The sequence below is a fragment of the Microbacterium imperiale genome, assembly GCF_017876655.1.
Taxonomy (GTDB): Bacteria; Actinomycetota; Actinomycetes; order Actinomycetales; family Microbacteriaceae; genus Microbacterium; species Microbacterium imperiale.
This window is the reverse complement of the sequence record NZ_JAGIOK010000001.1, coordinates 2,030,226-2,047,489: the sequence shown is the minus strand read 5'-3', so window position 1 is coordinate 2,047,489 and position 17,264 is coordinate 2,030,226. Positions and strand designations below refer to the sequence as shown.

15 protein-coding genes are annotated in these 17,264 nt (G+C 70.2%); 6 read left to right on the top strand and 9 right to left on the bottom strand.

The window, feature by feature from the left end:
• Positions 1–31 precede the first annotated feature (31 nt).
• Entirely contained in the window at positions 32–1,303 is a 1,272-nt protein-coding gene (gene purD, locus JOF37_RS10095; RefSeq protein WP_210006695.1) for a phosphoribosylamine--glycine ligase, read from the top strand.
• A gap of 342 nt (positions 1,304–1,645) precedes the next feature.
• On the opposite strand, the gene JOF37_RS10090 is transcribed toward purD, so the two are convergent.
• On the bottom strand, positions 1,646–3,133 hold the full coding sequence (locus JOF37_RS10090) for a DHA2 family efflux MFS transporter permease subunit (protein WP_210006694.1): 1,488 nt from the start codon (positions 3,131–3,133) through the stop codon (positions 1,646–1,648).
• Positions 3,130–3,753 (bottom strand): PadR family transcriptional regulator, encoded by a 624-nt coding sequence (locus JOF37_RS10085; RefSeq protein WP_210006693.1) that lies wholly within the window; start codon positions 3,751–3,753, stop codon positions 3,130–3,132. The genes JOF37_RS10090 and JOF37_RS10085 overlap by 4 nt, the downstream gene beginning before the upstream one ends.
• Positions 3,754–3,859: 106 nt before the next feature.
• Between JOF37_RS10085 and JOF37_RS10080 the strand changes: the two genes are divergently transcribed.
• Both JOF37_RS10080 and JOF37_RS10075 read left to right on the top strand, forming a co-directional pair.
• A complete protein-coding gene (locus JOF37_RS10080; protein WP_271175033.1) occupies positions 3,860–4,750 on the top strand; it encodes a phosphoribosylaminoimidazolesuccinocarboxamide synthase in 891 nt (296 codons plus the stop codon).
• Between the two features lie 115 nt (positions 4,751–4,865).
• Positions 4,866–6,206, top strand: a complete 1,341-nt coding sequence (locus JOF37_RS10075) for a uracil-xanthine permease family protein (RefSeq protein ID WP_210006691.1) — start codon at positions 4,866–4,868, stop codon at positions 6,204–6,206.
• Between the two features lie 28 nt (positions 6,207–6,234).
• Here the strand turns inward: JOF37_RS10075 and JOF37_RS10070 are convergent, their stop codons facing one another.
• From JOF37_RS10070 to JOF37_RS10045, 6 genes are all read right to left on the bottom strand, one after another.
• Entirely contained in the window at positions 6,235–7,884 is a 1,650-nt protein-coding gene (locus tag JOF37_RS10070; protein ID WP_210006690.1) for a sensor histidine kinase, read from the bottom strand.
• A 56-nt stretch (positions 7,885–7,940) separates the two neighbouring features.
• Positions 7,941–8,954 carry a LacI family DNA-binding transcriptional regulator gene (locus JOF37_RS10065; RefSeq protein ID WP_210006689.1) on the bottom strand — a complete coding sequence of 338 codons (1,014 nt, stop codon included), beginning with the start codon at positions 8,952–8,954 and terminating at the stop codon, positions 7,941–7,943.
• Between the two features lie 8 nt (positions 8,955–8,962).
• Positions 8,963–10,447, bottom strand: a complete 1,485-nt coding sequence (locus JOF37_RS10060; protein WP_210006688.1) for a GH1 family beta-glucosidase — start codon at positions 10,445–10,447, stop codon at positions 8,963–8,965.
• A gap of 32 nt (positions 10,448–10,479) precedes the next feature.
• On the bottom strand, positions 10,480–11,400 hold the full coding sequence (locus tag JOF37_RS10055; RefSeq protein ID WP_210006687.1) for a carbohydrate ABC transporter permease: 921 nt from the start codon (positions 11,398–11,400) through the stop codon (positions 10,480–10,482).
• Positions 11,397–12,452: a carbohydrate ABC transporter permease gene (locus JOF37_RS10050; RefSeq protein ID WP_271175031.1), complete on the bottom strand. Its 1,056-nt coding sequence runs from the start codon at positions 12,450–12,452 to the stop codon at positions 11,397–11,399. Before JOF37_RS10050 ends, JOF37_RS10055 begins: the two co-directional genes overlap by 4 nt.
• Before the next feature lie 74 nt (positions 12,453–12,526).
• Positions 12,527–13,786, bottom strand: a complete 1,260-nt coding sequence (locus JOF37_RS10045; RefSeq protein ID WP_210006686.1) for an ABC transporter substrate-binding protein — start codon at positions 13,784–13,786, stop codon at positions 12,527–12,529.
• Positions 13,787–14,061: 275 nt separating this feature from the next.
• Between JOF37_RS10045 and purS the strand changes: the two genes are divergently transcribed.
• From purS to JOF37_RS10030, 3 genes are read left to right on the top strand one after another with little or no spacing between them, the layout of a single operon-like run.
• Complete coding sequence (purS, locus tag JOF37_RS10040; protein WP_210006685.1) at positions 14,062–14,307, top strand: phosphoribosylformylglycinamidine synthase subunit PurS; 246 nt, start codon at positions 14,062–14,064, stop codon at positions 14,305–14,307.
• A complete protein-coding gene (gene purQ / locus JOF37_RS10035; RefSeq protein ID WP_210006684.1) occupies positions 14,304–15,008 on the top strand; it encodes a phosphoribosylformylglycinamidine synthase subunit PurQ in 705 nt (234 codons plus the stop codon). The genes purS and purQ overlap by 4 nt, the downstream gene beginning before the upstream one ends.
• A 23-nt stretch (positions 15,009–15,031) precedes the next feature.
• Positions 15,032–15,961, top strand: a complete 930-nt coding sequence (locus JOF37_RS10030; RefSeq protein WP_210006683.1) for a 2-hydroxyacid dehydrogenase — start codon at positions 15,032–15,034, stop codon at positions 15,959–15,961.
• Between the two features lie 4 nt (positions 15,962–15,965).
• On the opposite strand, the gene JOF37_RS10025 is transcribed toward JOF37_RS10030, so the two are convergent.
• Positions 15,966–17,261 carry a Zn-dependent hydrolase gene (locus JOF37_RS10025; RefSeq protein WP_271175030.1) on the bottom strand — a complete coding sequence of 432 codons (1,296 nt, stop codon included), beginning with the start codon at positions 17,259–17,261 and terminating at the stop codon, positions 15,966–15,968.
• Positions 17,262–17,264 lie beyond the last annotated feature (3 nt).

Genomic DNA, 17,264 nt, shown 5'->3' with positions numbered 1-17,264 from the left:
CCTACGCTAACGCGGTCGGTAGGCTGGCCGGGTGAAGATCCTGGTCCTCGGCTCGGGCGCGCGCGAGCACGCCATCCTGCTCGCTCTCGCCGCGGAAGGAGCGGGCCACGAGCTGCTGGCGGCGCCCGGCAACGCCGGCATCGCCCGCGACGCCGAGCTGGTCGCGGACCTCGACCCGAACGACCCCGTCGCGGTCACCGAGTTCGCTGGCACCGCGAACATCGATCTCGTCATCGTCGGGCCCGAGGCGCCGCTCATCGCGGGCGTCGCCGATGCGCTGCGCGAGCGCGGCATCCCCGTCTTCGGTCCCGGGAAGACCGCCGCCCAGCTCGAGGGCTCGAAGGCTTTCGCCAAGCGCGTCATGGACGAGGCGGGCGTGCCCACCGGCCGTGCGGTACGCGCCCGGAACCGCGCCGAGGTCGAGACGGCGCTCGACGAGCTCGGTGCACCGCACGTCGTCAAGGCCGACGGCCTCGCCGCGGGCAAGGGCGTCATCGTCACCGACGACCGCGAGGCGGCGCTCGCCCACGCCGACACCTATCTGCCGAGCGGTCCGGTGCTCATCGAGGAGTTCCTCGCCGGCCCCGAGGTATCGCTCTTCTTCGTCTCGGATGGCGACACCGTTCGCGCCCTCAGCCCGGCGCAGGACTACAAGCGCGCCTACGACGGCGACGCCGGCCCGAACACGGGGGGCATGGGCGCCTACTCGCCGCTGCCGTGGCTCGCCGACCGCTTCGGGAGCGAGGCGGAGTTCGTCGCGGAGGTCACGCGCACCGTCGCGGAGCCCGTCATCCGCCACCTCGATGGGGAGGGCACACCCTTCATCGGCCTGCTCTACGCCGGCCTCATCCTCACCGACTCGGGCGTCAAGGTCATCGAGTTCAACGCCCGCTTCGGCGACCCCGAGACGCAGGTCGTGCTGGCGCGGCTCACCTCGCCGCTGTCGGAGCTGCTGATGGCCGCCGCCAGCGGACGCCTCGAGTCCGAGCCCGACCCGACGTTCTCGAGCGACGCCGCCGTCACCGTCGTGCTCGCGAGCGAGGGCTACCCCGAGAAACCGGTGACCGGACGGCCGCTCACGGGGCTCGACGCCGCGGCATCCGTCGAGGGCGTGCATCTCGCGCACGCCGCGACCGCCGAGACGGTCGACGGGCTCGTCGCCACGGGTGGCCGCGTGCTGAACGTCGTCGCGCGCGGCACCGACTTCGCCGAGGCCCGCGACCGCGCTTATCGCGCGCTGGCGGACATCACGCTCCCGGGCTCGCACCACCGCACCGACATCGCCGCCCGCGTCGCCGGCTGAGCCCGGCGGCCCCGGCCGGGTGGTCGACCCAAGCGGTCGCCCGCATACGCGCCAACTCCTCAATTTTCGGGCCGTCCGGCGCCGCAGCGCCGTAAATCGGCCGAACCAGCCGCGTCCTTGAGGACTTATGGCAGCGGTTCGCGCCGCCGGCCGGCGCCGGGAGCTGCCGTCGCCGATCCGGCCCTCGATGGCGCGGTCCGCCCGGCACCGCCGCGGCCCCGCGCTAACTCCTCAGTTTCGGGGCGCCGGGACCCGGTCACCGGCGGAATCACCGCCGGGCCGCCCGGGCCAGCGCTCGGATCTGAGGAGTTAGCGCGAGCACCCGCCGAAGGTGCGGCGGTGTCAGCGCCGGACGAGGTGGGCGGGACGCTTCAGGAAGACCACGACGATCGCGGCGGCGGCGATGACGATGGCCGGCAGCAGCATCGCCTGCGCCATGGCGGCTGAGAAGCCCTCGGCGACCGCGGGCGGCATCGCCTCGCCGCCGAACCCGCCGCCGGCGGCATCCCCGGCTCCCGGAAGGTTGGCTTCAAGGCGGGACTGCATGAACGCTGCGATCGCTGAGGAGCCGACGACCGAGCCGACGGTGCGGGTCGTGTTGTAGATGCCCGATCCGGCGCCGGCCTGACGCGGCGGCAGGTTGCGCGTCGCCGTCGTGGCGAGCGGCCCCCACATGCCGGCGTTGGCGACGCCGACGATGGCGGCGGGGATGAGCAGCAGCAGCACGGGCGCCTCGGTGTTCATCAACAGCGCATACCCGACCAGCCCGACGACCATGAGGCCCAGACCCGGCACGAGCAGCAGACGCGGGTCGACGCGGTCGAGGATGCGGCCGGCCACCGGCGCGAGCGCACCCGAAAGGATCGCCATCGGCACGAGCAGCAGCGCCGATTCGGTCGGAGTGAGGCCGCGAGCCAGCTGCGTGAAGAACGCCGTGGGCAGCGCCATGCTCGTCACGGTGAAGCCGACGGCGGCGATCGCGAGGTTCGAGATCGCGAAGTTGCGGTCGCGGAAGAGCTCGAGCGGCACGAGGGGCTCGCTCTTGGTGCGGGACTGCGTCCAGATGAAGACGCCGAGTACCACGAGCCCCGCCGCGATCATCAGCCAGATCCCGGGCGCCCAGTCGTAGTGCTCGCCCTCCTGCAGGCCGAACACGATGAGGAACAGCGCCACCGCGCTGAGGATGACGCCGACGATGTCGAAGCGGTGCGGGTGCGTCTCGAGCTGGGGCACGAGGCGCCAGGCGAGGACGAAAGCGATGACCCCGACCGGGATGTTGACGAAGAAGATCCACTCCCACCCGAAGCCGTCGACGAGCAGGCCGCCCGCGAGCGGTCCGACGAGCGTGGCGACACCGGCGGTCGCGCCCCACAGGCCCATGGCGGCGCCGCGGCGCTCGGCCGGGAAGGTCCGCGTGATGACGGCCATCGTCTGCGGCGTCATCATCGCCGCACCCAGACCCTGCACGGCGCGAGCCACGATCAGCGCGGTGAGCGAGCCCGACAGGCCGCACGCGAGCGACGCGATCGTGAAGATCGCGAGGCCGATCAGGTAGATGTTCTTCGGACCGAAGCGGTCACCGAGGCGACCGGTGACCAGCAGCGGCACCGCGTAGGCGAGCAGGTACGACGAGGTGACCCACACGACGTTGTCGAGGTTGCCGGTCGCCGGGTCGAGCGCCGCCTTGATGGCCGGGTTCGCCACCGAGACGATCGTCGTGTCGACGAGGATCATGAAGAACCCGATGACCAGCGCCCACAGGGCGGGCCACGGGTTGGCGTTCGGCGTCGCGCCTTCAGGGGCGCGGACGGTGCGGGTGTTCTCGCTCATGAGCGTGCGGCTTCTCTCTGTGCCAGGTAGCGGTCGGTGGCGGGCAGGTCGGTGACCCCCCACACGGTGTCGGGGTGACGGATGTCCTCGACCGCTTCGTCGAGCCAGGCCACATCCGCGGCGAGCAGCGCTGTCTCGCGATGGACCTCGATGAGGAACTGGGGATACGAGCCGTGCTCGATCGCGCGTGCCCGAGCCGAGCGATGCGCCTCGAGGGATGCCGCGAGGGCGGCGCGTCGCTCGGCGAGCAGCGCGAGCACATCGGCGCGGTCGAGGTTGTGGGCCTCGGCGAGCGCGACCCGGAAACGCTCCGGCCGGTCGATCGCGGGCAGCTCGCGCCGAATCCAGTCGATGAGGGCGGCGGCACCGGCATCCGTCAGCGCGTACGTCGTCCGCTCGGGGCGGTTGCCCGCGCGGTCCGTGCCGGTCTCGACGAGCAGACCTTGCCTGCCCAAGCGCGCGACCGTGTGATAAATCGTGCCGTGCGTGAGGGCCACGAGACGGTCGGCCTTGCGGTCGCGCAGCAGGCGGATCATCTCGTACGCGTGCATGTCGTCCTCGCGCAGCAGCGCGAGGAGCATCAGCCCGAGCGGGGTGAGCCGGTCGACGGCATCCGCCATGGCGCACCCCCTCTCGATTAGTCCACGTGGACTATACGTGTTTTTCCCGGCGCGGCACGCCCGCTGGCCCGCATCAGGGCGCTCACCACTCCGGGATAATGGCCGGGTGAGCGCCCTCGATCTGCCCGGCTGGAAGCACGTCTACTCCGGCAAGGTCCGCGACCTGTACCGGCCCGCGGACGAGGCCGCCGCGGCGGACGGACGGATGCTGGTGGTCGCGAGCGACCGCGTCAGCGCGTTCGACCACGTACTCGAGCCCGGCATCCCCGGCAAGGGCGAGCTGCTGACCCGGCTCAGCCTCTGGTGGTTCGCGCAGCTCGCGGGCGCGGACGGCGGCCGCGTCATCCCCAATCACCTCGCCGGCGGCGAGGCCCCTCCCGCCGCGGTGGCCGCGCGCGCGATGGTCGTGCGCGAACTCGACATGCAGCCGATCGAGTGCGTCGTCCGGGGCTACCTCACCGGAACGGGCTGGGCGGAGTACCGCGCCGACGGCACCGTGTGCGGCATCCCGCTGCCTGCGGGGCTCGAGAACGGCGACCGCCTGCCCGAGCCGATCTTCACGCCCGCGTACAAGGCGCCCCTCGGGGAGCACGACGAGAACATCTCGTTCGAGCGGACGGTCGAGATCGTCGGCGCCGACACGGCCGCCGCGCTGCGCGACACGTCGCTCGAGATCTACACGCGCGCCGCAGCGCTCGCGGAGAGCAAGGGCCTCATCCTCGCCGACACCAAGTTCGAGTTCGGACTCGACGCCGACGGCGTGCTGACCCTCGCGGACGAGGTGCTCACGAGCGATTCATCCCGGTACTGGGATGCCGCTGCCTGGCGCACCGGCTCGACCCCGGACCAGCGGATGGCGAGCTACGACAAGCAGATCGTGCGAGACTGGCTCGCCGCCGCGTGGGACAGGACCGGCACTCCCCCGCAGCTGCCGGCCGACATCGTCGAGCGCACCGCAGGGAAGTACCGCGAGCTGCTCGACACGCTCGCGGGCTGACGCGGCGTTACGGTTCGATTTCCGCCGGAGCGCCGACCCCGGCGTCCAGGGACCTCACAGGTAAGGTGGGGCCGCTCTCGCGCTCCATCCCGAATCCCTGTTCCCGAGGAGTCCCATGCCCATCTGGTCCCTCCACGGCGACGGTCGCACCGTCGCGCGCGGCGCCGTCGTCAAGCCCGATGAACGACTGAACTGGCCCGGCACCATCGCGATCGGCGCGCAGCACGTCGTTGCGATGTTCGGCGCCACGTTCCTCGTCCCGATCATCACAGGCTTCCCGGTCTCGACGACGCTGCTGTTCTCGGGCCTCGGCACGCTCGTGTTCCTGCTCATCACCCGGAACAAGCTGCCCAGCTACCTCGGCTCGTCGTTCGCGTTCATCGCACCGATCACCGCGCTCAACGGCGGCAACCGGCTCGAGACCCCCGAGCAGATCACCCAGGCCCTGCTGGGTGTCGCCGTCGCCGGTGTTCTGCTGGCCGCGGTGGGCTTCGTCGTGCAGGCGTTCGGCACCGGCTGGATCGAGAAGCTCATGCCGCCGGTGGTCGCCGGCGCCATCGTCGCCCTCATCGGCTTCAACCTCGCGCCCGCCGCCTGGGGCAACTTCCAGCTGCAGCCCGAGGTCGCCACCGTGACCCTGTGCGCCGTCATCCTCTTCAGCGTCCTGTTCCGCGGGTTCCTCGGACGCATCTCGATCTTCCTCGGCGTCATCGTCGGGTACGTCGTCGCCGCGGTGACGGGCCAGGTCGAGTTCGCCGCCGTCGAGGCCGCGCCCTGGTTCGGGCTCCCCGACTTCCACCTCGTCGCGATCGGGGATGCCGCGGCCTGGTCGATCGTGCCGATGTTCCTGCCCGTCGTGCTCGTCCTCATCGCCGAGAACGTCGGACACGTCCGCGGCGTCGCCACGATGACCGAAGACCCGTCGCTCAACAAGCACACCGGTCGCGCGCTCATCGCCGACGGTGTCGCCACGACGCTCGCGGGCGGCTTCGGCGGATCGGGTACGACCACCTACGGCGAGAACATCGGCGTCATGGCCGCCACTCGCGTGTACTCGACGGCGGCGTACTGGGTCGCGGGCATCGTCGCGATCCTCCTCGCCTTCTCACCGAAGGTCGGCGCGGTGTTCAACACGATCCCGGCGGGCGTCCTCGGCGGCGTCACGACGGCGCTGTACGGCCTCATCGGCGTCATCGGCATCAAGATCTGGGTCGACAACCGCGTCGACTTCTCGCGTCCGGTCAACCAGTACACCGTCGCGGTGTCGTTCGTCATCGCGATCGCCGGATTCGCACTGAACCTCGGCTCGCTGCAGTTCGGCGCCATCGTGCTCGGCACCATCGCGGCACTCGTGATCTACCACGCAGGCAACGCGATCGCCCGACTGCGCCGCACCGGCGCAGACGACGGCGGCCCGATCCCCGCGGTCGGCCAGCTCGGCGGCGACCCGCAGTAATCCCAACCTCGCGCGGCGGGGCGAGCGCTCAGGCGTCTCGCCCCGCGCCGACGGGCAGGCACAGGGCGATGGTCGTGCCGACCCCCTGTTCGCTGTCGACCGTCACACGGCCGCGGTGTGCATCGACGATCGCCTTCACGATCGACAGTCCGACGCCGATGCCCTGAATGGCGTTCCGGCGCACGGCCTGAGCGCGGTAGAAGCGGTCGAACACCCGCCGCTGCTCATCGGGGGTCATCCCGATCCCGGTGTCCGACACCGAGATGTGGAGGTCGCCGGCGTCATCCCGACGGGCCCGGACCGTCACCGTTCCGCCGCGGGCGGTGAACTTGATCGCATTCGTCAGCAGGTTCTCGACGGCCTGCGTGATGCGAGCCGGGTCGACGACGGCGGTCAGTCCGGGCGGCACCTCGACCTCGAGCGCGATACCCGCGCGCTCGGCCGACAGGCGCAGGGGCCCGGTCACCTGGTCGAGAAGGGTGGCGATGTCGGTTTCCTCAATGGTCAGCTCGATGCGCTTGTCGGCCGCGGTGAGCAGTTCGCCGACGCGATCGAGCAGCAGATCGGCATTGCGCGACACGGTCTCGAGGTAGGCGGCGACGCCGAGATCGTGCGCGCGGTCACCGAGGGTGTCGATGATCTCGTCGGTGAATCCGATGATCGAGGTGAGCGGAGTCCGCAACTCGTGCGAGACGGTCGTGAGGAATTCCTCTCGGATCTCGATGGCGTTGGCGAGCTCGGTGACGTCGTACGCGGCGATGACGGTACCCAGCAGCATCCCGTCGGCGCGGTGGACGCGGCGCGACGACGCGAGGATGGCGATCTGGTTGCCCGGCTTGCCGAGCCACTCCAGGTGGCTCGCGATGACCTCCCCCCGCAGCGCGCGCGGGATGATCTGCTCGTCGAAGGGGATCGTCGTCTTGCGGTCGGCCATGAGCACGTTGGAGCCCGCGTACGGCGGTGTGTCGAGCCGGAAGCCCACGACGTCGACCATCTGCTCCGCTGCGCTGTTGGCCAGCACGAGCTGATTGTTCGCGTCGTAGAACGCGACCGCTCCGGTGACGGTGTCGAGGGTGGAGCGCAGCAGCAGCTCGTCGTCCTGCGACTTCTCGAGCAGCGCCTGCAGCCTGCGCCCGGCGTCCTCGACACGCTCCCGTCCTCGCCGGAAGCTCACCGCGCCCAGGTGGATGCCGACGGAGATGCCGGTCGCGATCAGCGGCAGCGCCGAGACGTTGATGAAGGCGAGAAGTGTCGTGATCGGCCGGCCGCCCAGGGCGAAGGGCAGCGCTGCGATCGCGACCCCGCTCACGAACACCAGCAGCAGCGCGGGCCAGCGGAAGCGGTAGGCGATCCAGGCGAAGGGGAAGAGGCACAGCATCCCGATGGTGGGCAGGTACGGCACGAGCGCCGCACGGACCGCCGCGATGCCGACGATGTCGAGCAACGGGATCACCACGACCCAACCCGTGCTCAGCCAGCGCCGCCCGGGAAGCAGGAAGAGCATCGAGGCCGCCCCGGTGACAGCGACACCGAACCACAGCACGAACGAGTCGCGCAGCGTCGGCACCTCGAGTGCGAGCGCCACCGAGAAGAACAGCACCCCGCACAGGAAGGGCAGCTGCAGCCGCAGGAACGTCTGTCCGGCGCTGAGCGGCGTCCAGAGAAGCCGATGAGGCATCGAAGTGGTGTTTCCTCTCCGCCGGAGTCTTCTCCGGAGTGGTGCCCGCAGGCGCGTCAGGCCGAGCCGCGGATGATGAGCTCGGTGTCGAGGATGGTCACCTCGGGGGGAGACTGGCCGGCGAGACGTGCGATCAGGACGTCCGCCATGCACTCGCCCTGCGCGAACGACGGCTGTCGCATCGTCGTCAGCTGCGGGTCGGTGGTCAGGGCGATCGGCGAGTCGTCGAAGCCCACGACCGCCACGTCGTCGGGAACGCGGATGCCTTCGGCGCCGAGCACCTGCATGGCACCGCGCGCCATGAGGTCGCTCGCGACGAACAGTGCGTCGAGCGGCTCGTCTGTCGCGAGGATCTCGCGCATGGCGACGGCGCCCGACTCCGTTGTGAAATCGCCCCACGCGACCGGGGCGGGGCTCAGGCCGGCGTCGGCGATCGCGAGCCGGTAGCCCTCGGCACGGTCGACACCGGCGGGCATCGACGGCGGTCCGAGGATCGCGCCGATGTGGCGGCATCCTCGCTGCACGAGGTGGGCCGTCGCGTCGCGAGCGCCGGCGACGTTGTCGACGTCGACGTAGTAGTCGCCGCCCCGCGTGCGCACCGGGCGCCCGCCGTAGACGACCGGGACGGCGGCGGCGATGCGATCGATGAAGGTGTCGCTCGTGTGGTGGGAGACGACGATGGCGCCGTCGACCGCGCCGCTGCGCACGTACTGCGCGGTCTTGTCGCCGGGATCGGCGCTGGCCATGATCAGGTTCAGGACGTAGTTCGACCGGCTGATGCGGGCGTTGATGCCCGACACGACCGAGGCGAAGAACGGGTCGCCGAACAGGCGCGTGGTGTCTTCCGGGACGACCAGGGCGATCGCCATCGTCGAGCGGCTCGCAAGCGATCGCGCCGCACGATTGGGCACGTAATTGAGTTCCTCGATCGCGCGCCGCACCGCTTCGAGGGCGCCGGAGCTCACCGCCGTCGAGCCGTTCACGACCCGCGAGACGGTGGAGCGGGATACACCGGCGACGGCCGCGACCTCTTCGATGGTCGCGGCCGCCCGGTTCTGGTCGGAGATCACAGCGTGGGCTACCTCGGGACGGCGGTCCGGGCGGCGTCCCCCGCGGCGGCGGGGACGTCGATCGCACGTTCTGCGATGACCCGACGATACTCCTTCGCGCTGTCTTTCAGCGTGCGCTCCTGGGTGTGGTAATCGACGCGGACGATGCCGAACCGCTTCTCGTATCCCCAGGCCCATTCGAAGTTGTCGAGGAGAGACCAGTAGAAGTAGCCGCGGACGTCGACACCGGCATCCCGGGCGTCGAGGATCGCCCCCAGGTGCGCGCGCAGGAACTCGGTGCGCTCGACGTCGGGCACCGTCTCCTCGCCGTCGACGACCACGACCTCATCGTCGTACGCGGCGCCGTTCTCGGTCACGTACAGGACGGTTCCCACGGGCTGCGCGTACTCGGTCCAGACCCGCTCGAGCAGCTCGGTGAGTCCCGCCGGCTGCACCTCCCAGTGCATCGAGGTGCGGGGAAGCCCGCGCTCGTGCCAGTAGATGTCGTGTCCGGCGGGCCACGGGCTGCCGGTCGTGCGGTCGGTGGGCGCGTCGCCCGGGGTCGGCGGGTTCGGGTCCGGCCGACCGCCCACGAACTCGCCGTGGTAGTAATTCACCCCGAGCGCATCGAGCGGCTGGGCGATGGTCGCCTCGTCACCGGAATGCACGGCATCGCGCCAGCGCGCGACCGCGGCGGCATCCACCTTCTCGATGTCGGCGACGACGTCCGCCGGGTAGGCCGCCCGGAAGATGGGATCGAGGAACCAGCGGTTGAACTGTCCGTCGATGCGGCGCGCGGCGTCGCGGTCGGCGGCGTCGGTCGGATCGGCCGGCTCAGCCACCGTGAGGTTGAGCGTGATGCCCAGCGACAGCGAGGCGTCGCGCTGGCGCAGCTCGCGCACGGCCTGCCCGTGTCCGAGCAGCAGGTGGTGGGCGGCGAGCATGCCGTCACCGATGTCGAAGCGACCGGGCGCGTGGATGCCGGCGGTGTAGCTGAGGAACGACGAGCACCAGGGCTCGTTGAGGGTGGTCCAATGCTGCACGCGGTCGCCGAGCGCGTCGTGCATGTCGAGCGCGTACTCGGCGAATCGCTCCGCCGTCTCGCGGAGCGTCCAGCCACCGCGCTCCTCGATCGCCTGCGGCAGGTCCCAGTGGTACAGCGTCAGCCACGGGATGATGCCGGCGCCGAGCAGCTCATCGACGAGCCGCTTGTAGAAGTCGACGCCCTTCGGGTTGAGCGGGCCGCCGTCGGGGCGCACGCGCGACCACGAGGTGGAGAACCGGTAGGTGTCGAGCCCGAGGTCCTTCATGAGCGCGACGTCGTCACGGTAGCGGTGGTAGTGGTCGCAGGCGACATCGCCGTTGTCGGCATTGATGACCGCTCCGGGCACGCGTGCGAACGCGTCCCAGATCGATGCGGTGCGGCCGTCTTCGAAGGCGGCGCCCTCGATCTGGTAGGCGGCCGTCGCGGCTCCGAAGAGGAAGCCGGTCGGGAAGGCGCGGGAAGGGTTCATGGTCTCCTGCTCGGAACGGTCCAGGTGGAGGGTCATCCCTTCACCGCCCCGGCCATGATGCCACTGACCAGCTGCTTGCCCGCGAAGATGAACAGCAGCAGCAGCGGGATGGTCGCGAGGATCACGCCGGCGAGCACGACCGAGTAGTCGACGAAGTAGTTCGACTGCAGCAGCGACAGCGCCACCGGGAGGGTCGGGTTCTGCCGGTCCAGCACGATGAACGGCCAGAAGAAGTTGTTCCAGGCCCCGACGAACGTGAACAGGAAGAGCATCGCGGCGGCCGGTCGCGCCGCCGTCATGCCCACCGTCCAGAACGTGCGGATCATCGACGCGCCGTCGACGCGAGCGGCCTCGATGAGCTCGTCCGGGACGGCCTGACGCAGGTACTGCGTCATCCAGAAGACACCGAATGCACTCGTCAGCGCAGGGATGATGATCGCGCCGATCTGCCCCGTCCAGCCGAGGTCGGAGAACAGGATGTAGAGGGGCACGACGCCGAGCTGCTGCGGCACCGCCATGGTCGCGACGACGAAGACGAGCAGCGCGGGTCCGCCGTGGAAGCGCAGCTTCGCGAAGGCCCAGCCGGCGAGCGTCGAGGTGATCACGACCGCGGCGGCGATGAGGAACGAGCTGTAGATGGAGTTCCACAGCGCGGGCCAGAAGTTCACCGCCGGGTTGGTGATGACCGATGCGGCGTTCTCGAAGAAGTTCCCTCCGGGAATCCACGGGAACGGCTTGCGCAGCGTCGTGGAGTCGCCGGAGCCGATGACGAACGACCAGTACAGCGGGAAGGCGGCCGAGAGGAAGACCGCCCCGAGGATGGCATAGGTCCAGAACCCGGGACGGCTGCCGCGGATGCGGCGGGTACGCGCCCCGCGCCGCCGGGCCGCGCTGTTGGGGATGCCCTCTTCGACTGTCGCGAGGGGCGTGGGGGTGGTGCCGATGGTGCTCATGCCTGCGTCTCCTTCAGCGCGCGTCGCGCCTGCTTCGCCTGCTCGCGTTGCTGCCGCTTGCTGAGCTCGCGGCGGAGTCCTTCATCCCGCACCAACGTGCGGGTGATGATGAGGTTCAGCAGGCCGATGAGAAGAATGATGATGAAGAGGATCCACGCCATCGCCGCCGCGCGGCCGAAGTTCCACTGGCCCCAGCCGACGTCGTACAGGTAGAGCGTGATGGTGAGCCACTGCTGCGCCGAACCGCCGCGACCCGCCTGATCGAACACCCGCGGCTCGTCGAAGATCTGCAGACCGCCGATGGTCGCCGTGATGATGACGAAGATGAGGGTCGGCTTGAGCGAGGGCAGCGTGATCGAGAAGAACTGCCGGATCGGGCCGGCGCCGTCGACGGTGGCCGCCTCGTAGAAGTCACGGTTCACGGCCTGCATGGCCGCGAGCAGGATCAGCGTGTTGTAGCCCATCCAGCGGTAGTTGACCATCGTGGCGATGGCCACGTGGCTCCAGAACGGCTCGACGTGCCAGGGGATGGCGCCGATGCCGATCGACTGCAGGATGCCGTTGATGAAGCCGGACTGATCGGCGAACATCGCGTTGAAGATGAGGCCGACCGCGATCGGGGCGACGACGTAGGGCACGAGCACGGCCATGCGCCAGAACGTCTTGGCGCGGATGTTGCGGTCGAGGACGGCGGCGATGAAGATCGCGAGCACCAGCTGGGGCACGCTCGAGAGCAGGAAGATGCTGAAGGTGTTGCGCAGGGCCGTCCAGAAGTGGGGCTGCGACAGGATCCAGATGTACTGGTCGAATCCGATGAACTCGCCCTCATTGCGGATGAGGTCCCAGTCCATGAACGAGATCACCGCGGTGTAGGCGATCGGGAAGAGCCCGACGATCGCGAACATGATGAAGAACGGCGAGATGTAGAGGTACGGCGAGAAGCGGAGGTCCCACTTGCTCAGCTTCTGCGAGAACGAGATCACGCGAGGCTGACGGATGCCGTCGTCGGGTCGGGGGGCGCGCGTGGTGGGGCGCGGTTGTGTCGTGGTCACAGGAGTCCTTCGAGGGCGTCGAGGGGAAGGGTGTGCCGGGGCGCGCCGCACGCGACGCGCCCCGACGAGTCGGATCAGAAGCTTCCGACCTCGTTGACCCAGGTGTTCCAGCTGGTCTCCTTGTCCTCGATGCCGTCGAAGACGCGGGTGATCGCGTTGCCGAGAGCGTCGTGGTACTGGAAGTACTTCGGTCCCTTGAAGGTGGTGACGGTGATCGCGTTGGCGCGGTCGATGCCGATCTCGCCGGTCGGAGCGTCATTGAAGTAGGGGCTCACGAAGCCGGTCAGGTCGGCGCTGGACTGCGCCTCGGGCTGGCTCGGGAAGGTGCCCGCGTTGTTGAACGCCTTGATCTGCGTCTCGGGCGAGGTCAGCCAGTCGGCGAGCTTCTGCGCGTTCTCGACGTTCTTGCCGTTGGCCGGCACGACGAGGTACGAGCCGCCCCAGTTGCCGCCGCCCTCGGGGAAGGCGTTGGCGACGTCCCAGCCGTCGATGTCAGGCGCTTCGCCCTCGATGATGCCGTGCATCCACGGCGGGCACAGCATGGCGGCGAACTCGCCGCTGGCCATCGACGCGTACCAGTCGTCCGTCCACTGCCCGGGGAAGGCCGCGATCGGGATCGCCTTGTCGACGACGGTGTCGTACGCCGCGCGGATGTCGGGGTTCTCGGTCGCCACGACCGTGCCGTCCGGCTCCTCGTAGGCGATCTCGAGCTGGTTCACGACGCCCTGGAGCACCGAGTTGGCCGAGTCGATGAACGGCTTGCCGGTCTTCTCGACGTAGTCGCTGCCGATCTGGAAGAACGCGTCCCACGTCGGGAAGAGCGCTGCGACATCTTCACGGGCGGTGGGCAGGCCGGCCGCCTCGAACAGGTCGGCGCGGTAGCAGATGGCCTGGGGGCCGACGTCGGTGCCGTACGCGACGAGGTTGCCCTCGGCGTCGGTCGCCGCCTTCTCCTTCCAGTCGAGCCAGCGGCCCTGCAGGTCCTCGGGCACGGGAGCGACGAGGTCGGAGTACTGCATCATCTCGGGGAACCAGTCGACCTCGACGCCTTCGACGTCGGCGAGGCCGGTCTTGCCGAGCTTCTGGAAGAAGTTGGCGCGCGCGTCGTTCGAGGTCGCGGCCTTGTTGTGGACGACCTTGATGCCGGTCTCCTCGGTGAACTCCGCCAGCAGCTCGTCGGTGTACCCGAAGTCGTTGAACGTGGCGAGGGTCAGGGTGTTCTCGTCACCACCGGAGGCTGCGCCGCCGCCGCCGGAGCAGCCGGCGAGGACGATGGCGGAGGTGGTTGCGACGCCGGCCACGAGGCCGATCCGCCGCAGGGCGCGTGAATTCACGTGTCACTCCTTCGTGATTGCGGTATGCGGTGCGCGGTGGTGCGACCCGACTCTGGGAGCGCTCTCACCGATTGACCAAGACCATACGGGAGCGCTCTCAACGGCACAAGAGAGCGCTCCCACGTTTTCCATCACGATCGGATCACGGAAAGCGCCACCAATGGCAGCCCCGCGTGCGGTGAGCGACCGGCACGACGCCGCAGCGCAGGCACCGCGCGGCGGCATCCCACCCGTAGACTGGTCGCGCACCCATCCCGCGACCTCCGGAGCCCGCAATGCCCACCATCGTCGTCGACGTCATGCCCAAGGCCGAGCTGCTGGATCCGCAGGGCAAGGCCGTCTCGGGCGCACTCACCCGCCTCGGCGTGGCGGGCTTCTCGGACGTCCGCATCGGCAAGCGGTTCGAGCTCACGGTCGACCAGGCCGACGATGCGACGCTCGACGCCGCCCGTCGCATCGCCGACGAGATCCTCTCGAACTCGGTGATCGAGGATGTCGTGAACATCGAGGTCGTCGAGTGACCGCGCGCATCGGCGTCATCACCTTCCCGGGCTCGCTCGACGACCGGGACGCGCAGCGGGCCGTGCGCCTCGCGGGCGCCGAGCCGGTCGCGCTGTGGCACGGCTCGCACGATCTGGACGGCGTCGACGCGCTCGTGCTGCCCGGCGGCTTCAGCTACGGCGACTACCTGCGCGCCGGCGCGATCGCAGCCCTCGCGCCGATCATGGCCGAGGTGAAGGATGCCGCAGCCAAGGGCATGCCCATCCTCGGCATCTGCAACGGCTTCCAGATGCTCGTCGAGGCGCACCTGCTGCCGGGCGGCCTCATCCGCAACGCGCACCAGCAGTTCATCCGCCGCGACCAGCGCCTGGTCGTCGAGAACGCCGACACCGCATGGACGAACGGGTTCGAGGTCGGCCAGGAGATCGTCATCCCGCTGAAGAACGCCGACGGCGGCTTCACGTGCTCGGCCGAGACGCTCAAGCAGATCGAAGGCGACGGCCTCGTCGCGTTCCGCTACCGCGGCGTGAACCCCAACGGCTCGCTCGACGACATCGCCGGCCTGACCAACGAGCGCGGTAACGTCGTCGGCCTCATGCCGCACCCCGAGCATGCGGTCGAGCCGGGCTTCGGCCCGCAGACCCCCTCGGCGATGCGCTCGGGCACGGACGGACTGACGTTCTTCACGTCGGCGGTGGCGGCGGTCCTCACCCGGGTCTGAGCTCCGGTCGGTAGCGTGGGGGCATGAGCGAATCCCCCCGTGCCGTCGTCGTCAGCGTGCCCACCGACGAACTCGCGTCCGATCTCGGCGACCTGCCGACCGGCGTCGACCTCGTGGTCTGGGATCTGCGCTCCCCCGCACCGCGCGACGCCTTCGACCTCGTCGTGCCGCCGTACATGTCGGGCAAGCGTCTGCTCGCCGCGCTCGAGGGGGTGCGCGTCGACGTGCTGCAGAGCCAGTCGATCGGCTACGAGGGCATGGGCGCCTACCTTCCCGACGGTGCGCGCCTCGCGAACGCGTCGGGCGTGCACGAGGCCGCGACGGCCGAGATCGCCGTCGGGCTGACGATCGTCGCGCAGCGCGACCTCGCCGACTACGTGCGCAACCAGGAGCACGCGCGCTGGGCGCCCCAGTTCAGCCGGAGCGTCGCCGACAGCACGGTGCTCGTCCTCGGCTACGGCGGGGTCGGCAAGGCCATCGCCGCGCGCCTGGCGCCGTTCGAGACGACGATCGTCCCCGTCGCCTCGCGGGCCCGCGACGAAGACGGCGTGCACATCCACGGCATCGACGAGCTGCCGGAACTGCTGCCGCGCACCGACATCCTCATGATCACGCTGCCCGGCGGCGAGCCCACCCGCGGGCTCATCGGCGCCGAGCAGCTGGCGCTGCTGCCCGACGGCGCACTCGTCGTGAACGTCGGTCGCGGGACGGTGCTCGACACCGATGCGCTCGTGGCCGAGCTGCAGTCGGAGCGACTGCGCGCGGCGCTCGATGTCGTCGACCCCGAGCCGCTGCCCGCCGAGCACCCGCTCTGGTCGGCCCCGGGCGCGCTGATCGTGCCGCACGTGGGTGGCGCGGCCGACGCCATGCGCCCGCGCATCGCGAAGCTCGTGCGCAGCCAGATCGAGCGCCTCGCCGCGGGCGAGGAGCCCCTCAACATCGTCGAGCCCTGACCGCTCAGGCGCGCCGCTCGGCCGCCAGGTGCAGCACCGATTCGGCGAGGGCACGGATGCCGCGCGCCACGTCCTCGGTCGACACCGCCTCGTCGGGGTGGTGGCTGATGCCGTCGGGATTGCGCAGGAACAGCATCCCGATGTCGGTGAGTCCGCCGAGCGCCATCCCGTCGTGACCCGCCGGGCTGAAGATGACGGGGGCCTCGTCGCGCGTGTGCGTCGTCGTCGCGCCGATGCCGGCGCGCACGACGTCCTGCAGCAGCGGCGCGCACGCGATGGCGGGGGCGTTGTGGATCTCGCGGTGCTGCCAGCGCAGGCCGCGGCGTCGCATGATCATGTCGAGCTCGGCGGTGAGCCGCCCCCACACCCGGTCGCGCTCTCCGTCGAACTCGCCGCGTAGGTCGAGCGAGAACTGCACCTCGCCGGGAACGATGTTCACGCCGCCGGGAAACGCCTCGAACTGGCCGACGGTTCCGATGATGTGGTGCTCGGCCCGGCAGAGGCGCTCGACCGCGAGCGCCGCTTCCGAGGCGCCCAGCAGAGCATCGCGGCGCATGTCGTAGGGGGTGCCGCCCGCGTGACGGGCCTCGCCCTCGACCGTCAGCAGGAACCGCCGCGCCGAGGCGATCGATGACACCACGGCGAGCGACTCGCCGCGCCGGTGCAGCTCGGGGCCCTGCTCGATGTGCGCCTCGAGGTAGCCGATCAGCTCGTCTGGCCGGCGCGCCGCCTCGGTGATGCGGGCGGGGTCGAGGCCGAACTCGACGAAGGCCTGCCGCAACGTCGTGCCCTCGGCGTCCACGAGCTGCCACCACGCGTCATCCCACACGCCGCCGACCGCGGAGGAGCCCAGCAGCGCCTTGCCGAAGCGCGTGCCCTCCTCGTCCCAGAAGGCCGCGACCTCGACGGCGAACGGCAGCGGCGAGCGCCAACCGGCCTCGTCGGGCTCGCGCAGCAGCCGCACGACCTCGAGCCCCATGAGCACGCCGACGATGCCGTCGAACCGCCCGGCGTCCGACACGGTGTCGAGGTGCGACCCGATCATGAGCGCCGCGTCGTCGCCGCGGGTGTCGAGCCGGCCGATCTGGTTGCCGGCGGCATCCTGGTGGGTCGACATTCCCGCCTCGCGCATCCACTCCGCCACGAGCCGGTTCACTCGCGCGTGCTCGGGTGAGAGGTACACCCGCTCGATGCGATCGGCTGCGGCGCTGATGCCGGCGAGTTCGTCGCAGCGCGCCATGACGCGACGGGCGGCCGTGGCGATGCGATCGGGCGAGGCGGTCAGCAGAGCGGATGCCACGGC